General features: G+C 70.4%; 27 protein-coding genes. 3 read left to right on the forward strand and 24 right to left on the reverse strand.

All coding sequences use genetic code 11. The features are described from left to right. Window positions 1–9: 9 nt before the first annotated feature. The 3 genes from CRT23_RS07700 to CRT23_RS07710 form a co-directional block, all read right to left on the reverse strand. A complete protein-coding gene (locus tag CRT23_RS07700) occupies window positions 10–633 on the reverse strand; it encodes an acyl-homoserine-lactone synthase (protein WP_103709240.1) in 624 nt (207 codons plus the stop codon). A 147-nt stretch (window positions 634–780) separates the two neighbouring features. Continuing rightward, the gene (locus tag CRT23_RS07705) at window positions 781–1,515 is read right to left on the reverse strand and encodes an autoinducer binding domain-containing protein (RefSeq protein WP_055953205.1); all 735 of its coding nucleotides are present in this window, start codon (window positions 1,513–1,515) and stop codon (window positions 781–783) included. Between the two features lie 96 nt (window positions 1,516–1,611). Beyond that, on the reverse strand, window positions 1,612–2,043 hold the full coding sequence (locus tag CRT23_RS07710) for a DUF488 domain-containing protein (protein WP_055953827.1): 432 nt from the start codon (window positions 2,041–2,043) through the stop codon (window positions 1,612–1,614). A gap of 215 nt (window positions 2,044–2,258) precedes the next feature. On the opposite strand from CRT23_RS07710, the gene CRT23_RS07715 reads away from it, so the two are divergent. Then, the gene (locus tag CRT23_RS07715; protein ID WP_055953202.1) at window positions 2,259–3,128 is read left to right on the forward strand and encodes a GH25 family lysozyme; all 870 of its coding nucleotides are present in this window, start codon (window positions 2,259–2,261) and stop codon (window positions 3,126–3,128) included. A 71-nt stretch (window positions 3,129–3,199) separates the two neighbouring features. Here the strand turns inward: CRT23_RS07715 and CRT23_RS07720 are convergent, their stop codons facing one another. The 7 genes from CRT23_RS07720 to CRT23_RS07745 all read right to left on the reverse strand — a co-directional run bounded on the left by CRT23_RS07720 (window position 3,200) and on the right by CRT23_RS07745 (window position 8,316). Next, window positions 3,200–3,880 carry a hemolysin III family protein gene (locus CRT23_RS07720; RefSeq protein WP_103709241.1) on the reverse strand — a complete coding sequence of 227 codons (681 nt, stop codon included), beginning with the start codon at window positions 3,878–3,880 and terminating at the stop codon, window positions 3,200–3,202. A 106-nt stretch (window positions 3,881–3,986) separates the two neighbouring features. Further along, window positions 3,987–4,193 carry a hypothetical protein gene (locus tag CRT23_RS07725; RefSeq protein ID WP_055953196.1) on the reverse strand — a complete coding sequence of 69 codons (207 nt, stop codon included), beginning with the start codon at window positions 4,191–4,193 and terminating at the stop codon, window positions 3,987–3,989. A 221-nt stretch (window positions 4,194–4,414) separates the two neighbouring features. Continuing rightward, window positions 4,415–5,539 carry a COX15/CtaA family protein gene (locus CRT23_RS07730; RefSeq protein ID WP_245436042.1) on the reverse strand — a complete coding sequence of 375 codons (1,125 nt, stop codon included), beginning with the start codon at window positions 5,537–5,539 and terminating at the stop codon, window positions 4,415–4,417. Between the two features lie 58 nt (window positions 5,540–5,597). Next, entirely contained in the window at window positions 5,598–5,750 is a 153-nt protein-coding gene (locus CRT23_RS28400; RefSeq protein WP_156375676.1) for a hypothetical protein, read from the reverse strand. A 79-nt stretch (window positions 5,751–5,829) separates the two neighbouring features. Continuing rightward, window positions 5,830–6,111, reverse strand: a complete 282-nt coding sequence (locus tag CRT23_RS07735) for a hypothetical protein (RefSeq protein ID WP_103709242.1) — start codon at window positions 6,109–6,111, stop codon at window positions 5,830–5,832. Next, on the reverse strand, window positions 6,108–6,293 hold the full coding sequence (locus CRT23_RS07740) for a hypothetical protein (RefSeq protein WP_103709243.1): 186 nt from the start codon (window positions 6,291–6,293) through the stop codon (window positions 6,108–6,110). Before CRT23_RS07740 ends, CRT23_RS07735 begins: the two co-directional genes overlap by 4 nt. A 214-nt stretch (window positions 6,294–6,507) precedes the next feature. Beyond that, a complete protein-coding gene (locus CRT23_RS07745; protein WP_103709244.1) occupies window positions 6,508–8,316 on the reverse strand; it encodes an adenine deaminase C-terminal domain-containing protein in 1,809 nt (602 codons plus the stop codon). 327 nt (window positions 8,317–8,643) lie between these two features. Between CRT23_RS07745 and CRT23_RS07750 the strand changes: the two genes are divergently transcribed. Then, window positions 8,644–8,898 carry a hypothetical protein gene (locus CRT23_RS07750; protein WP_055953825.1) on the forward strand — a complete coding sequence of 85 codons (255 nt, stop codon included), beginning with the start codon at window positions 8,644–8,646 and terminating at the stop codon, window positions 8,896–8,898. 70 nt (window positions 8,899–8,968) lie between these two features. On the opposite strand, the gene CRT23_RS07755 is transcribed toward CRT23_RS07750, so the two are convergent. The 9 genes from CRT23_RS07755 to CRT23_RS07795 form a co-directional block, all read right to left on the reverse strand. Further along, entirely contained in the window at window positions 8,969–9,184 is a 216-nt protein-coding gene (locus CRT23_RS07755) for an alkylphosphonate utilization protein (protein WP_055953181.1), read from the reverse strand. An 11-nt stretch (window positions 9,185–9,195) separates the two neighbouring features. Continuing rightward, complete coding sequence (locus tag CRT23_RS07760) at window positions 9,196–9,399, reverse strand: hypothetical protein (RefSeq protein WP_103709245.1); 204 nt, start codon at window positions 9,397–9,399, stop codon at window positions 9,196–9,198. A 93-nt stretch (window positions 9,400–9,492) separates the two neighbouring features. Continuing rightward, window positions 9,493–10,257 carry an SOS response-associated peptidase gene (locus tag CRT23_RS07765; RefSeq protein WP_103709246.1) on the reverse strand — a complete coding sequence of 255 codons (765 nt, stop codon included), beginning with the start codon at window positions 10,255–10,257 and terminating at the stop codon, window positions 9,493–9,495. A 142-nt stretch (window positions 10,258–10,399) separates the two neighbouring features. After that, window positions 10,400–12,088: a methyl-accepting chemotaxis protein gene (locus tag CRT23_RS07770; protein WP_103709247.1), complete on the reverse strand. Its 1,689-nt coding sequence runs from the start codon at window positions 12,086–12,088 to the stop codon at window positions 10,400–10,402. A gap of 93 nt (window positions 12,089–12,181) precedes the next feature. Beyond that, the gene (locus tag CRT23_RS07775) at window positions 12,182–13,186 is read right to left on the reverse strand and encodes a magnesium transporter CorA family protein (protein WP_055953169.1); all 1,005 of its coding nucleotides are present in this window, start codon (window positions 13,184–13,186) and stop codon (window positions 12,182–12,184) included. 10 nt (window positions 13,187–13,196) lie between these two features. Continuing rightward, window positions 13,197–14,057, reverse strand: coding sequence for an NAD(P)-dependent oxidoreductase (locus CRT23_RS07780; RefSeq protein WP_055953166.1), 861 nt, complete (start codon window positions 14,055–14,057; stop codon window positions 13,197–13,199). A gap of 3 nt (window positions 14,058–14,060) precedes the next feature. Next, a complete protein-coding gene (locus CRT23_RS07785) occupies window positions 14,061–14,879 on the reverse strand; it encodes an SDR family NAD(P)-dependent oxidoreductase (protein WP_103709357.1) in 819 nt (272 codons plus the stop codon). Window positions 14,880–14,932: 53 nt separating this feature from the next. Further along, complete coding sequence (locus CRT23_RS07790; RefSeq protein WP_103709248.1) at window positions 14,933–15,691, reverse strand: enoyl-CoA hydratase-related protein; 759 nt, start codon at window positions 15,689–15,691, stop codon at window positions 14,933–14,935. A gap of 61 nt (window positions 15,692–15,752) precedes the next feature. Beyond that, window positions 15,753–17,516 (reverse strand): acyl-CoA dehydrogenase, encoded by a 1,764-nt coding sequence (locus CRT23_RS07795; RefSeq protein WP_103709249.1) that lies wholly within the window; start codon window positions 17,514–17,516, stop codon window positions 15,753–15,755. A gap of 123 nt (window positions 17,517–17,639) precedes the next feature. On the opposite strand from CRT23_RS07795, the gene CRT23_RS07800 reads away from it, so the two are divergent. Continuing rightward, on the forward strand, window positions 17,640–18,653 hold the full coding sequence (locus CRT23_RS07800) for an L-threonylcarbamoyladenylate synthase (protein ID WP_103709250.1): 1,014 nt from the start codon (window positions 17,640–17,642) through the stop codon (window positions 18,651–18,653). 199 nt (window positions 18,654–18,852) lie between these two features. On the opposite strand, the gene greA is transcribed toward CRT23_RS07800, so the two are convergent. The 5 genes from greA to CRT23_RS07825 form a co-directional block, all read right to left on the reverse strand. Next, complete coding sequence (gene greA / locus CRT23_RS07805) at window positions 18,853–19,314, reverse strand: transcription elongation factor GreA (protein WP_103709251.1); 462 nt, start codon at window positions 19,312–19,314, stop codon at window positions 18,853–18,855. Window positions 19,315–19,356: 42 nt separating this feature from the next. Continuing rightward, window positions 19,357–20,343 (reverse strand): MDR family oxidoreductase, encoded by a 987-nt coding sequence (locus CRT23_RS07810; protein ID WP_103709252.1) that lies wholly within the window; start codon window positions 20,341–20,343, stop codon window positions 19,357–19,359. 106 nt (window positions 20,344–20,449) lie between these two features. Next, window positions 20,450–21,037: a hypothetical protein gene (locus tag CRT23_RS07815; RefSeq protein WP_103709253.1), complete on the reverse strand. Its 588-nt coding sequence runs from the start codon at window positions 21,035–21,037 to the stop codon at window positions 20,450–20,452. A 193-nt stretch (window positions 21,038–21,230) separates the two neighbouring features. Beyond that, window positions 21,231–22,238 carry a cell wall hydrolase gene (locus CRT23_RS07820; protein ID WP_103709254.1) on the reverse strand — a complete coding sequence of 336 codons (1,008 nt, stop codon included), beginning with the start codon at window positions 22,236–22,238 and terminating at the stop codon, window positions 21,231–21,233. 170 nt (window positions 22,239–22,408) lie between these two features. Next, window positions 22,409–22,672 carry a hypothetical protein gene (locus tag CRT23_RS07825; protein WP_055953142.1) on the reverse strand — a complete coding sequence of 88 codons (264 nt, stop codon included), beginning with the start codon at window positions 22,670–22,672 and terminating at the stop codon, window positions 22,409–22,411. Between the last annotated feature and the right edge of the window lie 71 nt (window positions 22,673–22,743).

The following is a 22,743-nucleotide window of genomic DNA, read 5'->3' on the forward strand; positions in this document are numbered from 1 at the left end:
GGCCGCGCGTCAGGCGGCGAGGTAGGGGTAGGTCGGGGCGAGCACGGAGTCCGTGCGCCCCGTAAGGGTGCGCAGGCGCGCGAGGGTCCGGTCGTCGAACTCCGCGGTGGCCGCGATGATGTCCTCGCCGCTGATCGATTGCGGCAGGCCCAGCGGCCGGGCCCGGAAATGGAGCTGCACCACGTGCAGCAGGTAGAGGGTCGGCATCTGCAGCACGAGCTGGCGTACGCCGTTGGAGAGGCCCCACTCGACGATGCCCGAGAGCAGGGCGAGCGAGACCGGATTGACCGCCTTGCCGCGTCCGCGATGGGACCGGGCGACGGCCTGGCGCGTCCATTCCCAGGTGTCGTGGCCGCGGGGCAGCGCCCCCTCGCAGAGCTGGGGCAGCACGTCCGAGAGGAGGTGCGGTCGGGTCGTCGGCAGGAGCCGGCTGTAGCCGATGACCCGCCCCGCCTCGATGGCGAGGAAGTGCATCGCGTGGGCCGTGTCGAACTGGTCGATCTCGCGCCCATCGGGACGAGCGAGGTCGAGCCAGCGCTTTTCCTCCACGAAGATCTCGTGCCTCAGGCGCCAGACCTGTTCCATCTCTTCGCGGAAGCAGTATTCATTCGCGGGTGTCACGATCTGGATCATGTCGAAACCTCCGTTCCGAGGTCGCTTCTGACATGAGCGTGACAGTCACAAACCTACGGGAACCCGTAGGTGGACGCGGTGCGGCGTGCGGGATCGGCGCGGCGGACCGTGCGTGTCTCGTCGCGATGGTGCCCCGAAGGGGCCGTGTCAGGTGATCAGCCCGCGCCGCAACGCCACCGCGACCGCCTGGGTCCGGTTGGTCGTGCCGAGCTTCGTCCGGGCCGAGCGCAGGTGGAAGTCCACCCCGTGGGTCGAGATGCCCATGACCTCGCCGATCTCCCAGTCGGTCTTGCCCTCCGCCGCCCATTGCAGGGCCTCGCGCTCCCGCGGCGCAAGCTTGGCGGCCCGCGCCGCTCCGGCCGGGCCGCGCAGGCGCAGCAGGTGGCCGAAGGCGTAGGTGGCGATCAGGTGGAGCATGGGCCGATCGCCGGGATTCAGCCCGAGGCGCTCGCCCGAGAGGCTGAACCCGGCCATATCGCCGTCGAGGGTCATCAGCGGGACCGTGATCCCGTCGCGCAGCCGGAATTCGCCCGCCTCCGCCATCACGCGGCGGGCGCCGGCATCGTCGCGGAACCGCTCGCCCAGCTCGCTCCAGGCGAAGGGCGCCGTGCTGTCAACCAGGTGGCGGACCGTGGGATCGTGGAAGGCGTAGCCGCGCGTCAGGTAGCGCCGGCCCCATTCCTCCGGGAAGGTGTTGACGAGGATGTGCCCGTGCTGCTGCCGCGCCGGCGTCCCCTTCCGGGGAATGGTCCCCGCCATGGCATGGGACACGCCATGGGCGGCGAATTCCGTGACCAGCAGCCGACCCACATCGTCGGTGCTCGCGGTCCGGTCGAGCGCCCGGAGGAAGCCCAACGTCTGGTCCAGCGCCTTGCGCGTCATCGCAAATCCGACATCGTCACCCCACCGCAAGTGAAAACCGGATAACTCTAGATTGTCAACGCGCCGGTGGTGTGCGCGTGGCGAGAGCGATCGGCCTCAGCCGAACAGGTCCACGGTCGTGAAGCCCCGCGCCTGCATCCGCTCGGCGAGGACGCGGCGATGGCAGCGTGCCGGCTCACGCTCGAAGCAGAGCAGGCAGATCGGCGTGCGGTCGGCCAGGGTACAGAGTTCGTCGAGGGCGAGTCCGCCATCGGCGGTGTCGAGCACCTCCTCGCAATAAATGCGCCGCATCAGGGCCGCGTCGTCGGCGCGTGCCGCCTGCCGCCCGGCCTTCGGCGTACCGAGGCTGCGGGCATGGGCGTAGCCGATGCCGGCGTCCTCCAGGCTGGTGCGCAGGGCATTCTTGGAAAAGCCGCGCTTGCGGGAATTCGCCACGGCGCGGACATCCGCCAGGGTCCCCACCTGCGCATCCCGCAGGGCGGCGATCAGGCGCTCGGAATCGAGGCCTTCGTACCCGATGGTGAACAGAACCTTCACGGCACTCTCCTGTGTCCCAAACCCGCAGGCACGGCCTGCACTTAGGGGGTGGAGACCGTGGGGGCCAGGGTGGGCGTCCACCGGCTATGTGGCGCGCCCGACACGGCTTCCGGAAATCCGCCGCATTGCCGTCAAAGGTCTGTTAACCGCGCCCGGGCCATCCCTTAGCCATTGGTAGCGCGTAGAAGCTGGTGGGTCGGGCAACGATGCGGCTGTGGAACGGGACTGCCCCGGCACGTCAGAACGAGCGTGCGCCGCTGACCGCTTGGCGCGCCGGATTGCGGCGCGGCGCAGCGGTCGCCGTGCTATCCGCCCTGGCGGCCTGCTCGGGCACCACGGATTTCTATCCGACCAAGGGCGATGCCAAGCCCCATCCCGGCGTCGCGCGGGCCAAGCAGCACCCGGTCCAGGGCATCGACATCTCGAAGTGGCAGGGTCCCGTCGATTGGATGTCGGTGCGCGCGGCCGGCACCCAGTTCGCCTTCATCAAGGCGACCGAGGGGGGCGACCACGTCGATGAGCGGTTCCGCACGAACTGGGATGGGGCCGCGCAGGCCGGCGTGCCGCGGGGCGCCTATCACTTCGTGTTCTGGTGCCGCTCGCCGCAGGACCAGATGGCCTGGTTCAAGAAGAACGTCCCCAACGACCCGACCGCCCTCCCCCCCGTGCTCGACGTCGAGTGGAACGGCCATTCGCAGCTCTGCCCGAAGAAGCTGCCCAAGGCCCAGGCCCTGTCGATGATCCGCTACATGCTCGACGAGATGGAGCGCTACACCGGCAAGCGGCCGATCATCTACACCGACATCACCTTCCACAAGGACGTCCTCGAGGACGAACTGCCGGACTACCCGCACTGGGTCCGCTCCACGGCCGCCGAGCCGGAGCAGCGCTACGTCAAGCGCAAGTGGATGCTGTGGCAGTTCACCTCCACCGGGCGGGTGCCGGGCGTGCGCGGCGACGTCGACCGCAACGCCTTCTACGGCACCCCCGCCGAGTGGGCCTCGTTCCTGTCGACGGATTGTGACCCGCGCGAGCACCGCAACCTCGCCGACCGTGGCCTCTGCACGGACAAGTGAGGCGCAGCGATAGGGCGCGCCGGCCGTGTCCCGTCGACGCGCGATGCCCCTGCCCCGGACCGGGGCGCCCCTCAGGCGCCCGCGTTCATCACGGTGGCCATCACCGTTCCATAGTGACAGGCCGTGGCGGCGAGCACGAACGCGTGCCAGATCGCATTCTGGTACGGCAGGCTGCGCCAGACGTGGAAGATCACCCCGAGGGAGTAGAGGATGCCGCCGAACGCGAGCATCCAGAGCGCATCGCTGCTGAGCCGGCCGATCACCGCGTCGTAGGCGACGACCCCGCTCCAGCCGAGGGTGAGGTAGAGCCCGATCGACGCCCGATCGTAGCGGCCGGGCAGAAGCAGCTTGAGGGCGATGCCGATCGCCGCCACCAGCCAGACCGTGCCGAGCAGGCTCCAGGCCGGGAGACCGTCCCCGACCAGGGCCACCAGGGGCGTGTAGGTGCCGGCGATCATCAGGTAGATCAGGGCGTGGTCGGCCCGCCGCAGCAGCCACTTGCGCCGCGAGACCGGCCACATGTTGTAGGTGGCCGAGACGCCGAGCATCGAGACGAGGCCGGCCGCGTAGATCGTGACGCCGGCGCGCTCGAGAAGCGAGAGCGGCGAGAGCGCGGCGATCACCACGATGGCGATGGCACCCGCGACGCCGAGGGCGACGCCCACGACGTGCACGGCGCCATCCGCCAGGATTTCTTTCCGGGTATAGTTCCAGGTCACTCCCGATGGGCGTCCGTCGTCCGCTAAAAGCATCGCCGACCTCCGGTATTTCCGTAGAGGCTACGCTTCAACCTGTTGCCGCGTTCCCCGCGACAACTACCGAGTTGGAGCCATCAACAGGAATCTCTTCGGGCGAGGACTAGCCCGGAAGGATGTGCGGATAGCGGTTGGCGATGGCGACGGCCCAGACGGCGCCGAGCAATCCCGTCAGGCCGAGGGCCAGCCAGGCATGCTTGCCGTGGCGGCGCGTCGCAGGGGTCGGGTTCGGACGGGCGGCGGGGGGTATCCGGGTCTCGGGGGTGGTCCGCTCGGATGCGGGCGTGCGCCGGGTCTCGGTATCCTGCATGCAGGGGTCGTCCTCTCGCGGTTCAGGGGCGCCAGACACGGGGAGGCCGAGAGCCTCCGGCCGCGTCGTGACGGGGGTCGAACGTGCGGGGACCAGAGTGGTTCGTTGCAGTGCGGTCGCGATGTGGTGATCCGCACATGGCGGGCCGCGACGGCGGACGGGGCACCGGCGCGAGGCGCCGAGCCGGTCGCGCGCTCCGCCCGATCAGGCCGCCGCGTCGATCACGCCGTCCTGCCGGACAGAGATTCGTAGCCGAAGGGGGTCGACGGGCGCCCGAGGGGCGCCGCGACGTCGGAATGGGCCGCCCGCCGGGCATGAACCGTCGCCATCGTCAGCACCGCCATGGCGAAGACCTGATGGGCGAGCGCGGCCCAGAGGGGCACGGCCAGCAACAGGGTGGTGATGCCGAGGACGGCCTGGGTGAGGACGAGGGCGGCGATTCCGGTCGCCCGGCGGGCCATGCCGGAGCCCGGGCGCGCCCGGCGGGCATCGAACGCATGAACGAAGGCGACCGCCAGGAGCAGGTAGGCGGTGAGGCGGTGGTTCAGCTGTACCAGGGCGAGGTTGTCGACGAAATTCTCGATCCAGGGCGTTCCGGCGAAGAGGTCCGCGACCGGAGGGATGAGGTGCCCGTCCATGGTCGGCCAGGTGTTGTAGAGGAGGCCGGCCTTCGAGCCCGCCACGAGGCCGCCGAGGAAGATCTGCACGACGACGAGGGCCATGATGGCCAGGGCCGTCCGGCGCAGGCGGGATGGATCAGCTTCGACGGCGGTGTCCGGCGCCCGCAATCCGGCCGCGAGCCAGACCAGGCCAGCCAGGATCAGGCTCGCGGTGGTGAGATGCAGGGCGAGCTTGAGGGGCGCCACGGCCGTCATGCCGGGCTGCAGGCCGGAGGCGACCATGATCCAGCCGATCGCGCCCTGGAGGCCGCCCAGGACGCCGAGCCCGAGGAGGCCGAGGCCGAGGCGCCGGGTCAGGGCGCCGCGCCACCAGAACCAGAGCAGCGGCAGGAAGAAGACCAGGCCGACGACACGGCCCAGGAGGCGGTGGCCCCATTCCCAGGCGTACAGGACCTTGAAGTCCGACAGCCCCATGCCCTGGTTCAGGATGCGGTACTGGGGCGTATCGCGGTATTTCTCGAACTCCGCCGCCCAGGCCTCGGGCGAGACGGGCGGGATCGCCCCGGTGACCGGCCGCCACTCGGTGATGGAGAGCCCGGAACCGGTGAGGCGCGTGGCGCCGCCGACGGCCACCATGCCGACGACGAGGGCGGCCAGGACGTAGAGCCAGATCCGCACGCCCCGTTGTCCGGGAAACACGCCGGTCGCCTGTTCGCCTGCTCGCACCACGTCGTTCCTCGCATCCCGCACGGGCGCCGGACGGCGCGCCTCGGATGGATGCGGGTTAAGCGAGGTAGGCGCTGTGGGCAACGCTCAGCGACGACGCACCGCCGGGGGCCAGGGTCTCGGCATCCAGGTCGCGCTGGCGGCTGAGCGACAGCATCTCGAGCACGGCGATGACGATCCAGGGCCCCGCGATCCCGATGAAGAACGACATGCCTGCGAATCCTCCTGCGCGCCGCGCGCCACACCGAGAATAGGTGACGCACGGGGTTCGGCAAGACGAAACGCTGCCGTCAGAGGGCGGTGCGCGCCAGCTTCCAGACCAAGAAGGCCAGGACGCCCGCGCCGAGGCAGCGCCGCCAGGGATTCACGCCGCGCACGATCTCGTCGACGGCCCACCACGCCAGGGCTGCCGCACCGAGCACGCGGAGGTAGGGGCCGATCCGGCCGCCGGGACCGTCGAGCCACCCGAGCACCGCGCAGCCGATGAAGATCAGCAGCGGGGCGTTCGGCCATTGCCCGATGGTGATCGCACCGGTTCGCCGGTCGCGAAAAAACCAGTCGATCGCGTTCAGGTCGGCACCCCGCTCTCGGCCTTGCGGGCCGGGGCGCAGATCTGCGGCGACACCTTGTCGAGATGCTCGCAGGCATTGCGCAGGTACCAGGCCCGCAGGTCGGGCTGGCCCGGAGCCACGTACATGCCGACGAGCACGAAGGCGACCGCGCCGACGATGATGAGGGTGAGAAGACTACGCATCGGGGCAACTCCCAGGAGCGGTCTGGCGCCCCTTCCGTCCACCCCGCCGTCTGGGCGATCCCCGGATCGGGTGAGCCCTGGACAAAGAAACAGCCCGCGCGCCGATCACGGCATGCAGGCTGTGTAAGCTTGGGAGGATCGAGAGGCTGTTGAGACCTGCCTGACAACGGGCGGATCCCGCCGGGGTTCCCGTCCTCGGAATCGGAAAAAAGCGTCAGGCCGCCTCGAACAGCGGCACGATCCGCATTCCCGGCACCAGGACGAGCCCCTTGTCGGTGATGCGGATCTCCGGGATCACCGAGAGCGGGATCAGGTTGAAGCCCATATACGGGATGGTGCAGCCCGCCCGCATCCAGGCCTCCTTCAGAACCCGCACCTCCTCGGCCACGGCGGTGACGCGCTTGTCCGACAGCAGCCCCGCCACCGGCAGCGGCACCAGGGCGACCACGGCTCCGTCCTCGACCACGCAGACACCGCCCTGGATCGCACTGAGCGCATCGAGAGCGACGCGCATGTCGGCCTCGTTCAGACCTGCGACGATGACGTTGTGCGAATCGTGGCCGACGCTGCTCGCCACCGCGCCCCGCTTCAGTCCGAAGGCCCGCAGCAGCCCGTGGGCGACGTTGCCGGCGCGGCCGTGGCGCTCGATTACCGTCACGAAACAGAGGTCGTTGGCCGCCAGCGTCGCGGGCCAGTCGGGCCCGGGCACGAGGTCGACGACCTCGTGGGTGAGCTCGATGCCCGGCAGCGTGGTGCGGATCGCATTGATCCGACAGGGGCCCGTCGGGAGGTCCGGGGTCAGGGCCGGCAGCGGATCGGGCAGGTGCATGGTGGCGTAGGCCGGCGCCGGATAGCGGTAGGGACGCGACAGGGCGGCGTCGAGCAGGGGCGTGATCCGGCGGTTCTCGACCACGAGCGCGCCGCCGTACCAGGTGGACTGGGGGACGAGGTCGTCGTCGAGGAGGACGAGGTCGGCCCGGCGCCCGCCACCGAAGCCGCCGATCTCGCCGTCGAGGCCGTAGCGGGTGGCGGGGTGCAGCGAGCCCATCGACCAAGCCTGGACCTTCGGAATGCCCATGCGCACCGCCTCGCGCACGACCCAGTCGAGGCCGAAGGCGAGGAGGTCCTGCGCGTCGCGATCGTCGGTGCAGACGCAGATCCTCTTGGCCGCGGCGCCGTAGTCCAGGATGGTGCCGATGGCTTTCGGCAGGCTGTGCCAGGGCGTGGTCGGCGGGCCGCCGCGCAGGTAGATCCAGACGCCGGCCTCCAGCAGGTCGTCGGCGATGTCGCGATCGATCGCCTCATGGGTATCGGTGACACCGCTGGCGGCGTAGGCCGCCACGAAGTCGCGCCCGTAGATGTGCCCCGAGACCGGGCGTCCGCGCTCCAGGGCGGCCCGGATGATGGCGTGGGCACGGGGATCGCCCTCGCAGACCGCGACGAAGTCCATCTTCTCGCCGAGGCCGATCGCCTCCGGCCAGGCATCGAACAGGCTTGCAATCTTGGCGGCATCGAGGTCGCCGCCCGCGGTCTCCAGCTCGGGCGAGGTCGCCGGCACCGTGCTGGGCACCGTCAGGTAGATGTTCAGGGGCGCCGCGCGGGCATCCTCCAGCATCCAGGCGATGCCGTCGGTGTCGAGGACGTTGCCGATCTCGTGGCTGTCGCAGACGATCGTGGTGGTGCCGTTGAGGAGCGCGGCCTCGGCATAGGCACAGGCCGTGACCATGCTGCTCTCGATGTGTAGGTGCGGGTCGACGAGGCCCGGGGCCAGGAGGCCCCTGCCGAGGTCGTGCCGCGGCGCGCCGCCCCGGTAGGTCCCGGCCGGCTTCACCGCCGCGATCCGCCCGCCGGCGATCCAGACTTCGCGATCCGGCAGGATGCGCTCCGAGTAGGTCGAGAGCAGGCGGGCGCCGGTGAGGACACGGTCGGGTTCCGCCCGGCCCGAGGCCACCGCGGAGAGGTGTCGCGTCATCCGGCTCAACGGTTCGACGGAGAAGCGCGTCAGCGGTCGCGTGTCGGTCATGCGATCTCCCGGGTCCTGGGACTTGGCGTGCACCGGCGCCGCTCTGCCGGCCCAGCCGCCACGGCGGCGCACGCATCGTGCCAGACGGCGGGCGTGCCGGACAGGCGCCGCGGCTCGGCAAACAGGCGCCGCGCCTCGGTGAAACGGGTTGCCAAGCGGGAGCGGTGGCACCATCTAGGAGGCATACCGATCGCGACCCCGCGTCGCTCGATCGGAGACGGCCACGAGGCCGGGCCTGGGTGACGCCGGATGTACGCGCACCTGCCCCGCCCATTCGTGGCTGTCGGCGTCTCTTCCCCACCCCTGCAGTTCGAGCATCGTCCCGTCATGGCCAAGCGTACCAAGTCGAAACCGCAGGAGCGTGGCTCCGTCCTGTTCGACGTCGTCTATGACGACGAGTCCCGCGCCTCCAACCGGCGCGTCCCCATGGAGATCCTCGGCGGCCTCGACGGCGACGAGCCGGCCCGCCAGCTCATCGAGGATCAGGACCGTGCCATCTCGGAGAAGTCCGGCCGGCCCCTGCGGGCGATCCGCAGCCTGACCCGCTCGCCCGCCCGCGTCTCCACGGCCACGGACGAGTAGGCCCGCGCCGCACCGGCCTGTGGCGCGGGGCCGGCGAGGCCCCGCCGCAGGCCGGCTTGAGCAACCCGCCTCAGGCCTTCTTGAGGAATTCAGCCCGCAGCACGAGGCCCTTCACCTTCTCGGCGTTGCACTCGATCTCGGACGGGTCGTCGGTCAAGCGGATGTTCTTGATCAGCGTGCCGCGTTTCAGGGTCGTCGAGGTGCCCTTCACCTTCAGGTCCTTGATCAGCGTCACCGCATCGCCCTCGGCGAGCTTGGTGCCGTTCGCGTCCCGGGTCTCGTCCATGGTCCGCGCCCTCAGTTCTCGGGACGCATGTAGGGCCGGCCGGCATCCACCAGGGCCCGGTCCACGGCCTCGATCGCGAGGAGGATCCGGGTGAGATCGTCTGCTGCCGAGGGGGCCGCGACCTCGCTGCTGCCGATCCGGCGGGCGAGCGCACCGCGCTGACGGGCCAGGCTGTCCCGCGCCCGGTTCATCTGGTCGATCTCTTCCGCCGTCATGCTGTGCTCCCCTGAACGGCCCGGCAGGGCCGCGGGAGCGATGCGACCTTTGGGAGCCGAACGCAAGACGCCGTCGTCCCGCGGGGTCCGTCCTCAGAACAGAGCGCCCTGTGCATCCTCGTCGCTGGAACGCGGCTGCTCGGCGGGCGGCGCCGATCGCTCCGCCTCGCCCCTCTGCGGTCGGGCCAGAGGTTCGATCAGGTCCGGCGCGTCGATGCGGGCGTTGTTGACCCGCGCGCTGACGGGATCGAGGGTGAGCCAGTCGTCGGCACAGGGACGACACAGCCTCATCGCCTCGTCCGGCTCGGTGCCGCGTGTGTCGAGCCAGGGGCCGATCTGATCCGGCGCCAGGATCACGGGCATGCGGTCGTGCACGGCGGCCATGGTGCCGTTGGCGTCGGTGGTGACGATGGCGGCGGTGTCGACCTCCGAGCCGTCGGCGCCGAGCCAGTCCTCCCAGAGGCCCGCGAGTGCCATCGGCGCCCGGTCGGCACGGCGGATCATGAAGGGGGTCTTCGTTGCGGCCTTGCCCGTTCCCTCCCGGCGCCACTCGTAGAAGCCGTCGGCGAGGAAGACGCAGCGGCGGTGGCGCAGGGCGCCGCGGAAGGTCGGCTTCTCCCGCAGGGTTTCGGACCGGGCGTTGATGACGAGGGGGAAGTCCTTCGGGTCCTTGACCCAGCTCGGCCAGAGGCCCCAGCGCACCAGCCGGAACTGGCGTCGGCCGCCCGCGGACAAGACCACCGGTACCGGCTGCATCGGTGCCACGTTGTACCGGGGCGGAAAGTTCGGCACCTCGGGATAGCCGTAGAAGGCCCGGAAGATCTCCGGGGCCTGGGCGATGAAGAAGCGTCCACACATCCGCGGACGATCCGCAAATTCGACCCGATGGGCAAGGGACTCGTGCGGCGCGAGGGGCCTGCCGGGGTCGATGGCTCGGCGGGCCGCGGGTCCTGGGGTCGAGGCCCTCGGGAGACGGATCCCCCGGGGTGTGACGCCGGTCTCAGGCGGCGCGGACGCTCGCGAGGAAGCGGCTGACCTCCTGGCCGAGATGGTCGGACTGGCGCGAGAGGGCCGAGGCGGAGGCGAGGACCTGGCTCGCCGCGGCACCGGTCTCCTCGGCCGCCCCCGCCACACCGGCGATGTTGGCCGTGACCTCGCCCGTACCGGTAGAGGCCTGCGCGACGTTGCGGACGATCTCCTGGGTCGCCGCGCCCTGCTCCTCGACGGCCGCCGCGATGGTGGTCGCCACGGCGCTGATCTCGTCGATCCGTCCGCGGATGGCGTCGATGGCATGCACGCTCTCGGCGGTGGCGCCCTGGATCCGGGCGATCTGCGTGCTGATCTCGTCGGTGGCCCGGGCCGTCTGCCCGGCGAGTTCCTTCACCTCCGTCGCCACCACGGCGAAGCCGCGCCCCGCCTCGCCGGCGCGGGCCGCCTCGATGGTGGCGTTGAGGGCGAGGAGGTTGGTCTGGCCTGCGATATCGGAGATCAGCTTGACCACGTCGCCGATCCGCGCCGTCGCGCCGCTGAGTTCCTGCACCAGGGCGGCGGTCGTGCCGGCCTCGCGCACGGCGGCGCCGGCGAGCTCGGCCGAGCCCTGAACCTGGCGGCCGATCTCCTGCACGGAGGAGCCGAGCTCCTCGGCCGCCGCCGCCACCGTCTCGACGTTCGAGGCTGCCTCCTCGGCGGCGGCCGCCACCGATATGGAACGCCCGGCGGTCTCGCTCGCGGTGCCGCTCATGGCCTGGGCGGTGGCCTGCAACTCGCCCGCGGCCTTGCCCACGGAGGCGACGATGCCGCCCACGGCACGTTCGAAGCCATCGGCCATCTCCTGCATCGCCCGTCGGCGCTGGGCCTCGGCCCCGGCCCGGGCCAAGGCGGTGTCGTCCTCCAGGGCCTTCATGCGGACCAGGCTCTCCTTGAAGACCTGGACGGCGTCGGCGATGCGGCCGATCTCGGTGCCGGTGCCCTGGTGCGGGACCGTGACGGCGAGATCGCCGGCGGTGAGCGCCGTCATGGGTCGCACGACCGAGTCGATGCCGCGGGTGACGCTGCGGATGATCAGGGTCGCCAGCAGGACCGCGAGCACGACAGCCAGGGCGAGGGCCGCCAGAGCGATCGCTTGCGTCCGGGCCGTGAGGGCGACGCCCTCCGCCTCGGCCTGCGCAGCACCCGCGTCGTTGATCTCGATGAGCTTCTCCAGGGCGGTGGAGGCCCGCCGCCGCGGCTCGACGCCGTCGGAGAGGTAGAGTTTGTAGGCCTCGCCCTTCGGGGCCGTGTGCGCGGTGGAGACGATCCGGTCGGCCATGCCGAAGAAGGTGGTCACCTCCCGCTGGAAGACCTGAAAATGGCCACGCTCCGCGTCCGAACTGATCAGGCGCTCGTAGGCTTTCGACAGGGCCCCGATCTGCTCCCGCCGCTTGGTCATGTCGGCTTCGATCTTGGCCTGGTCGGCGGCATCCGTGGTCTGCGTCACGCGCAGCAGGCTCGTGGTGTAACGGGCCAGGGCGACGTCGATGCGACCGCTCGCCTGCACGCTTGGAAGCCAATTGTTCTGGACGGCGGTCAGTAGATCATTGATCCGTCCGACACCGGACATTCCGAGCCAGCCGATTGCGACGATGAAGACTGTAATGATCGCGAAGCTGGCTACCAACCGAGTGCGGATGGTCATGGTCTTCAAGGTCATGGAACCGCTCCAAGAGCATGCATCCGCCTTCCGGATCATGCCAAGCGCGGTTACATTGCATGAGCATCCTTAACAGGTTGCATCGAATACTCGCTACAGCCAGCGTTTCCAGCGGAAGAAAACGTACGGTAGCACGGCCGCGACGACCATCATGACGACCGCCATCGGGTATCCGAACCCCCAATCCAGTTCGGGCATGGCCTTGAAGTTCATGCCGTAGATCGAGGCGATCAGGGTCGGCGGCATGAAGACCACCGCCATGACCGAGAACAGCTTGATGATGTTGTTCTGCTCCAGGTTCACCAGCCCGAGGGTGGCGTCGAGGAGGAACTGGATCTTCGAGGACAGGAAGGTGGCGTGCTCCTCCAGGGACTGCAGGTCGCGCAGGGTGGAGCGGACATCCTCGCGCAGTTCGCGCGGTGCCTTGGCGGTGCGGTAGGTCGCCGAGAGGGAGAGCAGGATGCGCTCCATCGAGACCAGGCTCTCGCGCTGCTTCGAGATGAGGTCGCCGTGGCGCCCCAGGGCCCGGAGGGTGTCCTGCAGGGCGGTGTTGCGGGCGCTCGGGTCCTCCTTCTCCTCGAAGATCTTGCCGGAGAGGCGATCGATGCGCTCGCCCTGGAGCTGGAGCACGTCGGCCGCGCGGTCGATCACCGTCTCGATCAACCCGGCCAGGATGGTCTCGCCCGAGGGTACCGCCGACGGGCCGTTGCCCGTGGAGCGGCCGGCCCGCTGGGTATACATCCGGAAGGCCTGCGGCTCCTCGTAGCGCACCGTCACGAGGCGGTTGCCGCGCAGGATGAAGGTGATGCCGGCGAGGCCCGGCTCCTCGGACTCGCTGACCTTGCTCAGCACCCGGCCGGTCATGTAGCGCGCCCCGTCCTCGACGTAGAGGAGTTCGGAGGGCTCGATGTCCTTCATCTCCTCGCGGGTCGGCACCGAGATGCCCATGAAGACCTCGACCTTCAGGTCCTCCTCCCGGCTCGGCCGCACCATGTCGAGCCAGACGGTGTCGTCGGGGATCGGCTCCTGCAATTCGAGGGAACGGCGCTCGAGCAGGGTCTGCCCGGCGCCGGCGACCGGCTGGTGGATGAAGATCACGCGGGATGTCTCAGGCGAAGGCCCCGGGAGGCGGTGTGCTCGCATCCGGCACGAAGAAGTCCGGCGCAAGAGGGATGCCGGGTGTGACGCGGTATTTTGAAAAGTCCGTGACACCCTGCTCCGCCAGGAAGCTGTCGTCGATGAGGAAGCGGCCGGACACCGCCCGGGCGGGCAGGCAGAACAGCGCGTGGGCGGCATCGGCCAGGATCTCGGGCGTGCGGCTCGCCTGCATCAGCGCCTCGCCGCCCAGCAGGTTCTTCACCGCCGCCGTGGCGATGGTGGTGCGAGGCCAGAGGGCGTTCACCGCGATGCCCTGGCGCCGCAACTCGCCGGCGAGCCCGAGCACGCAGAGCGACATGCCGTACTTGGCGATGGAATAGGCCAAGTGCGGGGCGAACCACTGCTCGGTCATGTCGAGGGGCGGCGAGAGCATGACGATGTGCGGGTTCTCGGCCTTGGCGAGGTGCGGGATCGCGTACTTGCTGACCATGTAGGTCCCGCGCGTGTTGATGCCGTGCATCAGGTCGAAGCGCTTCATCTCGGTCTCGGGCGTCCGGGTCAGCGAGATCGCGCTGGCGTTGTTCACCACGATGTCGATGCCGCCGAAGGTCTCGGCCGTGCGGGCGATCGCCGAGGCGACGCTGTCCTCGTCGCGGACATCCACCAGGAGCGGCAGGGCCCGGCCGCCCGCCGCCTCGACGGCGGCGGCGGCGGTGTGGATCGTGCCCTCCAGCTTCGGATGCGGCGTGTCCGTCTTGGCGGCGATGGCGATGTTCGCGCCGTCGCGGGCCGCCCGCAGGGCGATCGCGAGGCCGATCCCGCGGGAGGCCCCGGTGATGAACAGGGTCTTACCGTTCAGCGATCCGCTCATGTCTCAGGTCTCCTCGGCGTTGATCTGGAACCGGGGCGGCTGCGTGCCGTCCGCATCGGTGAAGCCGTACGCGGCGGCAAGATCGCCCGCATGGAGGATCTGCCCGGCCCGGGCCGCGACCGCGGGGTCGGCGGCCAGGGCGGCGAGGGCCCGGCCGGCATAGAGCGGGCTCTCCGTCGCCCGGTCGGCGTGGCCGATGTCGATGGCGCGCTCGGTGCGCACGAAGCCGGGCGAGAGGCCCAGCGCCGTGACGCCGTGCGGCGCCAGTTCCTGGGCGCAGGCGAAGGCGAGCCGGTTCGTGGCCGCCTTGGTCAGGTCGTAGAAGATGTCGCCGAGATAGCCCGGCGCGGTGTCGAAGGAGACGAAGGCGACGAGCCCGGATCTCGCCGAGACCATCGCGGGGGCGATGGCGCGGGCGAGCAGCAGGGCCGGATAGGGGCCGCTCCCGAAGAACTCCGAGAACGGCTCGGCCGAGCGGCGCCAGAACGGCGTGCCCCAGGCGGCACCGTCGGCGTAGCGCTCGCCGTCATAGCCCTCGTTGCCGCCCCAGACGCCGGCGACGGCGACGTCGATGCGCCCGAACCGGCGCAGGATCCAGTGGACCAACGCGTCCACCGCGCGCTCGCTGGTGTGGTCGCAGAGATAGTGGTGGCCCTCGCCCCCGGCGGCATCGACGGCGCGGGCCGTGTCCTCCACGACCTCCGGCCGTCCCTCCGTGCGCGGCCCCGTCTCGCTGGACCGGGCCGTGACGATGACGGTGGCGCCCGCCTCGCCCAGGCCCCGGGCGATCCCCCGCCCCACCCCGCGCGAGGCTCCGGCCACGAGGCAGATCTTTCCGCGCAGATCGGGGTTCGGCGCGAGAACCGGGCCCGCACTCACGCCGGTTTGGCCCGGCCGAGAAAGCGCGCGAAGGCCGCCTGGGCTTCGGGCGCCCGCAGGCGCTCCTCGAAGGCGACGGCCTCGGCCTCGAGAGCGGCTTCCAGGGCGGCCTGGTCACCGCGGATCAGCGCCCGCGTCGCCTGCACGGCTCCCCGCGGAAGCCCGGAGAGGCGCGCACCCTGGGCCTGGGCATGCTCGAGGAGCAGGCCGGCCGGCATCACCGCGTTGACGAGGCCGAGGCCGAGCGCGTCGTCGGCGTCGAAGCCTTGGCTGAGGAGCAGCATCTCGGTGGCCTTCAGGAGCCCGACCCGGCGCGGGAGCAGGTAGCTCGACGCCGCCTCCGGTACGAGGCCGAGCTCTACGAAGGGCATGCGGAAGCGGGCGGCCGGGCTGGCATAGACGAGGTCGCAATGCAGGGTCAGCGTGGTGCCGATCCCCACCGCGATCCCGTCCACGGCCGCGATCATCGGCGTGCGGGTGCGGGCGAGCTGGCGGATAAATTGCAGGGCGGGCGCCTCGCGGAACGGCTTGCCGGCGCCCGCGACGAAGTCGGCGAGGTCGTTGCCGGCGCTGAAGGCGCCCGGAACCCCGGCGAACACCACGGCCCCGATCGCATCCTGCTCGTCGGCCTCCGCCAGGGCGGCGCGCATGGCATCGTACATGGCGCCCGTCAGCGCGTTCTTCTTCTCGGGCCGATCGATGCGGATGAGGCGGACGCCGTCGGCCGTATCCGCGATGGCGATGTGCTCGCTCATGGTGCCCTCCCCCCGATGATGGTCGATCGTTACGCGGCGGCCTGTCCGCAAGCCGCCCTCCTCAGCTCGCCAGGGCGAGCGCGGCGTCCTCGGTAAAGTGCCCGCCCGCCAGGATGCTCGCCTCCAGCCCCTCGGCCGCGGTGAGCAGGTTGTCGGCGAAGAAGCGCGCCAGGGCGATCCGGCCGGCATGGGCCGGGTCGGTCTCCCCCGTCTTCAGGGCCGCGTTGGCGGCGAGCGCCTGGCGGCCGAGGCAGGCGCCGCCCTGGACGAGGCCGAACAGGCGCAGGTAGGGCGTCGCCCCGGCCAGCGCCGCCTCGGGCCGGTTCGAAGCCAGGACCTTGAGCTGGAAGCTCGTCGCCCGGTCCAGGCTCGCGATCCCCGCCCGCAGCCGGGCGCCGATGTTGCCGAAGGCCGGGTCGGGATCCTTGAGGAAGCCCTCGGCGGTCCGGCGCAGGCTGGCGATCTGTGCCCGCACCGTGGCGCCCCCGTTCAGCGGCAGCTTGCGCGCGACGAGGTCGATGGCCTGGATGCCGTTGGTGCCCTCGTAGATGCCGAGGATGCGGGCGTCGCGCATGTGCTGCGCGGCGCCGGTCTCCTCCACGAAGCCCATGCCGCCATGCACCTGGACGCCCAGCGAGGTCACCTCGTTGGCGATGTCGGTGGAGAAGGCCTTGGCGACGGGGGTCAGCAGGGAGGCGCGGTCGTGAGCCGCCTGCCCCTCCGGGCCCTCCGCTGCGTCCAGGGCCGCGGCGGTGAGGTAGCAGATGCCGCGGGCGGCCTGGGTGAAGGCCTTCATGGTCAGCAGCATGCGCTGCACGTCCGCATGGGCGAGGATGGGGCTCGTCTCGGGGGCGCCCGGGGCCTTGCCCTGGCGCCGGTCGCGGGCATAGCCCAGCGCCTGCTGGTAGGCGCGCTCCGCGATGCCGACACCCTGCAGGCCGACATTGAGCCGGGCCGAGTTCATCATCGTGAACATGCAGGCGAGGCCACGATTCTCTTCACCGATGAGCCAGCCGATGGCGCCACCGTCGTCGCCGAAGGCCATGGAGCAGGTGGGGGAGCCGTGGATGCCGAGCTTGTGCTCGATGCCGGAGCAACGCAGGTCGTTGCGGCTGCCGTCCGGCAACACCTTCGGAACGAGGAACAGCGAGATGCCGCGGGTGCCGGCCGGCGCATCCTTGAGCCGAGCCAGCACGAGGTGGACGATGTTGTCGGTCAGGTCGTGCTCGCCGTAGGTGATGTAGATCTTGGCGCCGACGATGCCGTAGCGGCCGTCCCCGAGGGGCTCGGCGCGGCTGCGCAAGATGGCCAGATCGGAGCCGGCCTGCGGCTCGGTCAGGTTCATGGTCGCGGTCCATTCCCCCGAGACCAGCTTGTCGAGGTAGCGCGTCTTGAGGTCGGCCGAGCCGTGCTGGGCCAGGGCCTCGATGCCGCCCGCCGTGAGGAGCGGGCAGAGACCGAAGGCGATGCTGGCCGCATTCCACATCTCGTTGCAGGCGGCGTTGAGCACGAGGGGCAGGCCCTGCCCACCATGGTCGGGGTCGGCGCTGAGCCCGTTCCAGCCGCCCGCGATCCAGGTCTGGTAGGCCTCGCGCCAGCCCGGCGGCGTCGTGATGGCACCGTCCCTGAGCGGCGTGCCGTGACGGTCGCCCACCCGGTTGAGCGGGGCGATGACCGATTCGGCGACCTTGCCGGCCTCGGCCAGGACGGCTTCCGCGTCGTCGACGGCGAGGTCGCCATGCAGGCCGGCCGCCAGGGCTGCGTCGAGCCCGGCCACGTGGCGCAGGGCGAACAGCATGTCAGCCACCGGAGCGCGATAGGTCATGATGCTTCCTCCCGCGCCTTGATTGAATCGACGCGTGTCGCCCCGTGTTTGACGCATGGCCCGGCCGGGCGCTAGGCCCAAGGCTCTCCCCGGCAAAGGGGTGCCAGCGCAGATAGTTTAGATATGAACGATCTCGGGTCAATCCCCGACGATGCGATCCCGGCCATAACGACCGCCCGGCTTTCCGAAGCGGCCGACGGGATCGCGGCGGCCGCCTCTCTGCTCTATGCCGGGCAGGTCGTGGCCTTCCCCACCGAGACGGTCTACGGCCTCGGGGCCGATGCCACCGATCCGGTGGCGGTGGCACGAATCTTTGCCGCCAAGCAGCGGCCGCGCTTCAACCCGCTGATCGCGCATCTCGCCGACACGGCGTCGGCCTTCGCCGAGGGCGTCTTCGATGCGGCGGCGCGCAGCCTCGCCGAAGCGTTCTGGCCCGGTCCCCTGACCCTGGTGGTGCCGGCCGCCCCGGACTGCCGCGTCTGCGACCTTGCACGGGCCGGCCTGCCGAGCGTCGCCCTGCGGGTGCCGGCGCCCGCCCTGACCCGGGCCCTGCTGGCGCGGGTCGGTCGGCCCGTCGCCGCGCCCTCCGCCAACCGTTCGGGACGCGTCAGCCCGACCAGCGCCGACCACGTCCTCGCGGATCTCGAGGGCCGGATCGCCGCGGTGCTGGATGGTGGCGAGACGCCGGTCGGCGTCGAATCCAGCGTGATTGCCTGCCTCGGCGGGCCGCCCCGGCTGCTGCGGCCGGGCGGTCTCACGCGCGAAGCGCTGGAGGCGCGCCTCGGCTACGCCCTGGCCGGCCCGGAGAGCGGGGACACCGCCCATCCGGTCGGTCCCGGACTGCTCGCGTCCCACTACGCCCCTCGGGCGCAAGTCCGCCTCGAGGCGACCTCCGCTTCATCGGAGGAGGCGGTGTTGTTGTTCGGCCCGGAAACCCTTCCGGGAGCGGATGCCGCGCGGGCGCGCCTCAACCTCAGTCCCGCGGGCGATCTTGCCGAAGCCGCGGCTCACCTGTTTTCCGCCCTGCGCCAACTCGACGGCGTCGGAGCGCGGGTGATCGCGGTGGCGTCCATTCCCGAGCGCGGTCTGGGCGAAGCCATCAACGACCGGCTTCGGAGAGCCGCGGCGCCGCGCTGAGAATTTTCTGAAATCGGTTGGAACCAAGCTGCCGGCGGCGAGTTCACCCTTTACGAAGGCCAGTTCAGCCCCCAATGGCCTTTTCCCTTCTCGGGCTCGGAGCAATCCGAGCCTTTTTTCTTGTTCGATCATCCCGTGTTGCCGATGATCGTTCCCGAGGCGTTCTGAAAGTCGCTGTCAGGGGACTCAGGAGCCCCAGTCAGGCGATCTCCAGAATCTCGCTCTCGTGTCCGTTCACCTCGACGACGTCGCCGACGACCTTGCCGGTCAGCGCGCGCGCCATCGGTGAGAGGTAGGAGATCGTGCCCTGGGCCGGATCGGCCTCGTCTTCGCCTACGATCCGGTAGGTCCGGCGGCTGTCGTCCTCGGCCAGGATCGTCACCGTCGAGCCGAAGCGGACTACATCGCCCGGTTCCGCCTCGACCAGCTGCGCCGAGCTGCGTCGCGCGGTCCAGTAAGCCAGGTCACGGTTCACCCGGGCGACGTCGGCCTGGGCCTCGGGCGTCAGGGCCGAGAACGCCGCCTGGAGGCGCGCAACCTCAGCCTCGATCTGGGCCAGGCCCTCCGGGGTGACGAAATTCGGGTGCGGCGAGAGCGTGCGTTCGGGAAGATCCTCGAACACCGCCTCACCCTCACGCTCGCGAACGAATGCTTGGCTCATGGAGGTCGAAACGCCCGGCTCCTGCCCGACGTTCCGTAAAGCTCAGGCGACCTCGACCACCGTCCGTCCGCGGACCCGACCTTCGAGGATCGCCTGCGCCACCGTATCGACGCCGGGTAGCGGCACCGTCTGGGTCATCGCCGCAAGCTTGTCGTGATCGAGGTCCCGGGCGAGCCGGTCCCAGGCCGCCCGGCGCTTGGGTTGCGGCGTCGTCACGCTGTTGATGCCGAGCAACGAGACTCCGCGCAGGATGAAGGGAGCGACGGAGGTCGGCAGGTCCATGCCCTGCGCCAGTCCGCAGGCCGCGACCGCGCCATCCGCCTTCGTTCCAGCCAGAACGTTGGCGAGGGTGACCGATCCGACGGCATCGACGGCCGCCGCCCAGCGCTCCTTGGCCAGGGGTTTGCCGGGCTGGCTCAGCTCCGCGCGGTCGAGGATCTCGGAGGCGCCGAGGCCGCGCAGGTAGTCGGCTTCTGAATCGCGACCGGTGGAGGCGATGACGTGCCAGCCGGCCCGCGCCAGCAGGGCCACCGCCACGGACCCGACCCCGCCGGAGGCGCCGGTGACCAGAACCGGCCCCTGCGCGGGGGCCACGCCGTGATGCTCGAGCGCCATCAGGCAGAGCATCGCGGTGTAGCCGGCGGTGCCGATCGCCATGGCCTGGGCGGCGCTCAGGCCCTTGGGGAGCGGTACGAGCCAGTCGCCCTTGACCCGTGCGCGCTGCGCGTAGGCCCCCAGATGGGTCTCGCCGACGCCCCAGCCGGTCAGAACCACCGCGTCGCCCGCCTTGTAGTCGGGATGGTACGAGCTCTCGACGATGCCGGCGAAATCGATGCCGGGGATCATGGGGAAGCGCCGCACCACCGGCGATTGGCCGGTCATCGCCAGCCCGTCCTTGTAGTTCACGGTGGAGTGGGTGATCCGGACCGTGACGTCGCCGGGCATCAGGTCGGCGTCGTCGAAATCCTTGAAGGTGAGCGATTGCCCCGTCTCGGTCTTCTCGACGACCCAAGCCTTGAACTGACCCATGGCATACCTCCGCTGACCGGTCTGAGGTGTGGCACGGACGGTCCGAATCAAGCGGCCCCGGACGCGGCGGGCGTCCGGGGCCGGAGACGGGGCCGCGCCGAAGGGCTCAGTAGCCGTCGTAGATGCTGCCGGAGGAGAAGCCGAGGCCGACGCCGATATCGGCCGAACTGGCCCCCGTGACGCCGAAGGCGTCCGGGATCGAGCCGACGGCGAGGCTGGGGCCGAAGGCACCCGGATAGCCGCCCTGGCCGTAATTGGCCGGCACCCAGCCCGACCGGGCGGGCTGCACCAGCACCCGGCGGCGGACGCTGGCGTATTGCGGCGGGATGGTCTCCGGAACTGTCTGCGCGGGCTGCACGAGGACGCGGCGGCGGCGGACGGCGTATTGCGGCGGCACGTCCACCCAGCACCCGATCAACGCGCCATAGGCATCCCGACGGGTCTGCCAGACCCGGCCGCCGGGCGCCACGAGAACGCGCTCCGAGACGGTCTCGTAGACGGGGGGAATGGTGCGGTAGACGGTCTCGGCCGGGCGGACGAGGACCTGCTCGGAGACCGCGCCGTAAACCGGAGGGGTGTTGACGTGGCGGTAGCACTCGGCGCCACCGCAGCCACCGGCCTGGGCGGAGGACAGGGTGATGACGGCGCCGGCGATGGCGGCGAGACTGATACGGGCTGCGACCGGCGTGGTCATGACGGGTTCCTCGGCTCGAGACGCTGTACAGGACGGGATGGCGCGCGAAGTCCGCGCGCATCTCGACGTTCCAGAGGCCGCCAAGTTGCCGCTCGATCAAGCTGTATCGAGACTCAAGGTAAAATTAACCCAAGCTTAGGACTACTTAGAAGTTTCACTGCTTAGGTAAAAACGCAGGGAACTGCTTAGAACGTCAGGTCTGACCGCGCTTGAGCTGGTAGAAGATGTGCCGTCCGATGACGTCCATCTTCTTCAAGCGCCGAGACCAGCCGGGTTTCACGTAATCCGCATGGTAATGGGTCGCCCCCCCGACTTCGCTGAGGTAGGTGCGCCCGTCGATGACCGCGCTGGCGATCCGGGTGGCGGTCTGCCAGGACGGCCCGTCTGCGATGCGCAGGGACTTGCCTTCGCAGGCGAAGGAGAACTGGCAGCCCATGTAGCGGTGGCGGTTCTGATAGACGACGCCGCAGACGTTGCTGGGATAGAGGCCGCTCTTCACCCGATTGAGGACGACTTGGGCGACGGCCGCCTGGCCCTCCTCGGATTCGCTGCGCGCCTCGAAGTACACGGCTTCGGCCAGGCAGCGCTGCTCGCGGTCCATGGCGTCGGGCCCGATCAGGTCGGCGTAGCGGTGGCGTGCGACGTCCGGGGGCGCCGCCGCACCCGGCGTAGCACCATCCACCTGGGATCCCCGCGGCGACAGGCCCGGGAAGACGAGGCTCGCCGCGGCGATCTCGATCGGGGTCGCGTCGGCCGGCGCCGGGGTGGTCGACGAGAGGGCCTCCGCGCGGGGAATGGCGGGGGTCGCCCCGTCCTCCACGACGATCACCGATCCCTCGCCCTCCCCGCTCGGATCGAGGCCGAGGTCCGGCGCGGGCACGAAGCCGGCATCGAGGTCGGGATTCCAGGCGGCTGAGCCGGCCTGCAGCAATCCGCTCGCGGGCTCGGAGAGGCTGGTCCTGACGACCAGGGCATCGCCCCGGCCCTCGATCCCGGACAGGCCTTCGGGGGTGCCGCGGCTGTAGACTCGGTGCGAGTTATGCGAGCGGGTCTCGGTTCCGGCAAGGCGGGCGCCCGGCGAGGCCGTCGCCAGGAGACGGTCCGTGCCCGTCGCCCGTCCGACGGCACCCGGCGCCATGTCCGTACCGGCCGTGGCGGTAAAGGAGACGAGCAGGCCGATACCGGCCGCCCAGGGAGTCATCGCAGCGCTGAGCCAGCGCAGATGCGACGCGCGCCGTACCTGTTTCCTACCCACGCAACCGACTCGCACCAGGATGCCAAACGCTCAGACCGCCGGTCCCGGGAGGACACCGAACGGCCGTTGCGTTCAACTATCGTGCGGTATGGTTGCGGAGCGGTTAAGCCCGGCGGTCAGAGGGCGCCAGGGCGCCCATGCATCGCCGCCAAGGTGCCGACCAGCGTCGAGAGGCTCGAGCGTCCGCTCTCCTGGGCACCCGCGATCCGCTCGGCATCGGCTCCGCTTTGCGTGGCGATGGCGAAGACGAACAGCGCGACGGTGGCAAGGCCGCCGAGGCCTGCCACGACCCAGAGATAGGCCTGCTGCATCACGCGGGGCAGCGGGACGGCGACGGGATTTTCATTGAGAAACAGAGGGGGTGGGCTGGTGTCGTTCATGCCGGCGATCCCACGCGTTGGCTGCCGCCCTTGTGAGCAGGGTTGCCTGCGCGCAACGGTTTGGCACTAGC

The organism is Methylobacterium sp. V23 (assembly GCF_002917135.1).
GTDB lineage: Bacteria > Pseudomonadota > Alphaproteobacteria > Rhizobiales > Beijerinckiaceae > Methylobacterium.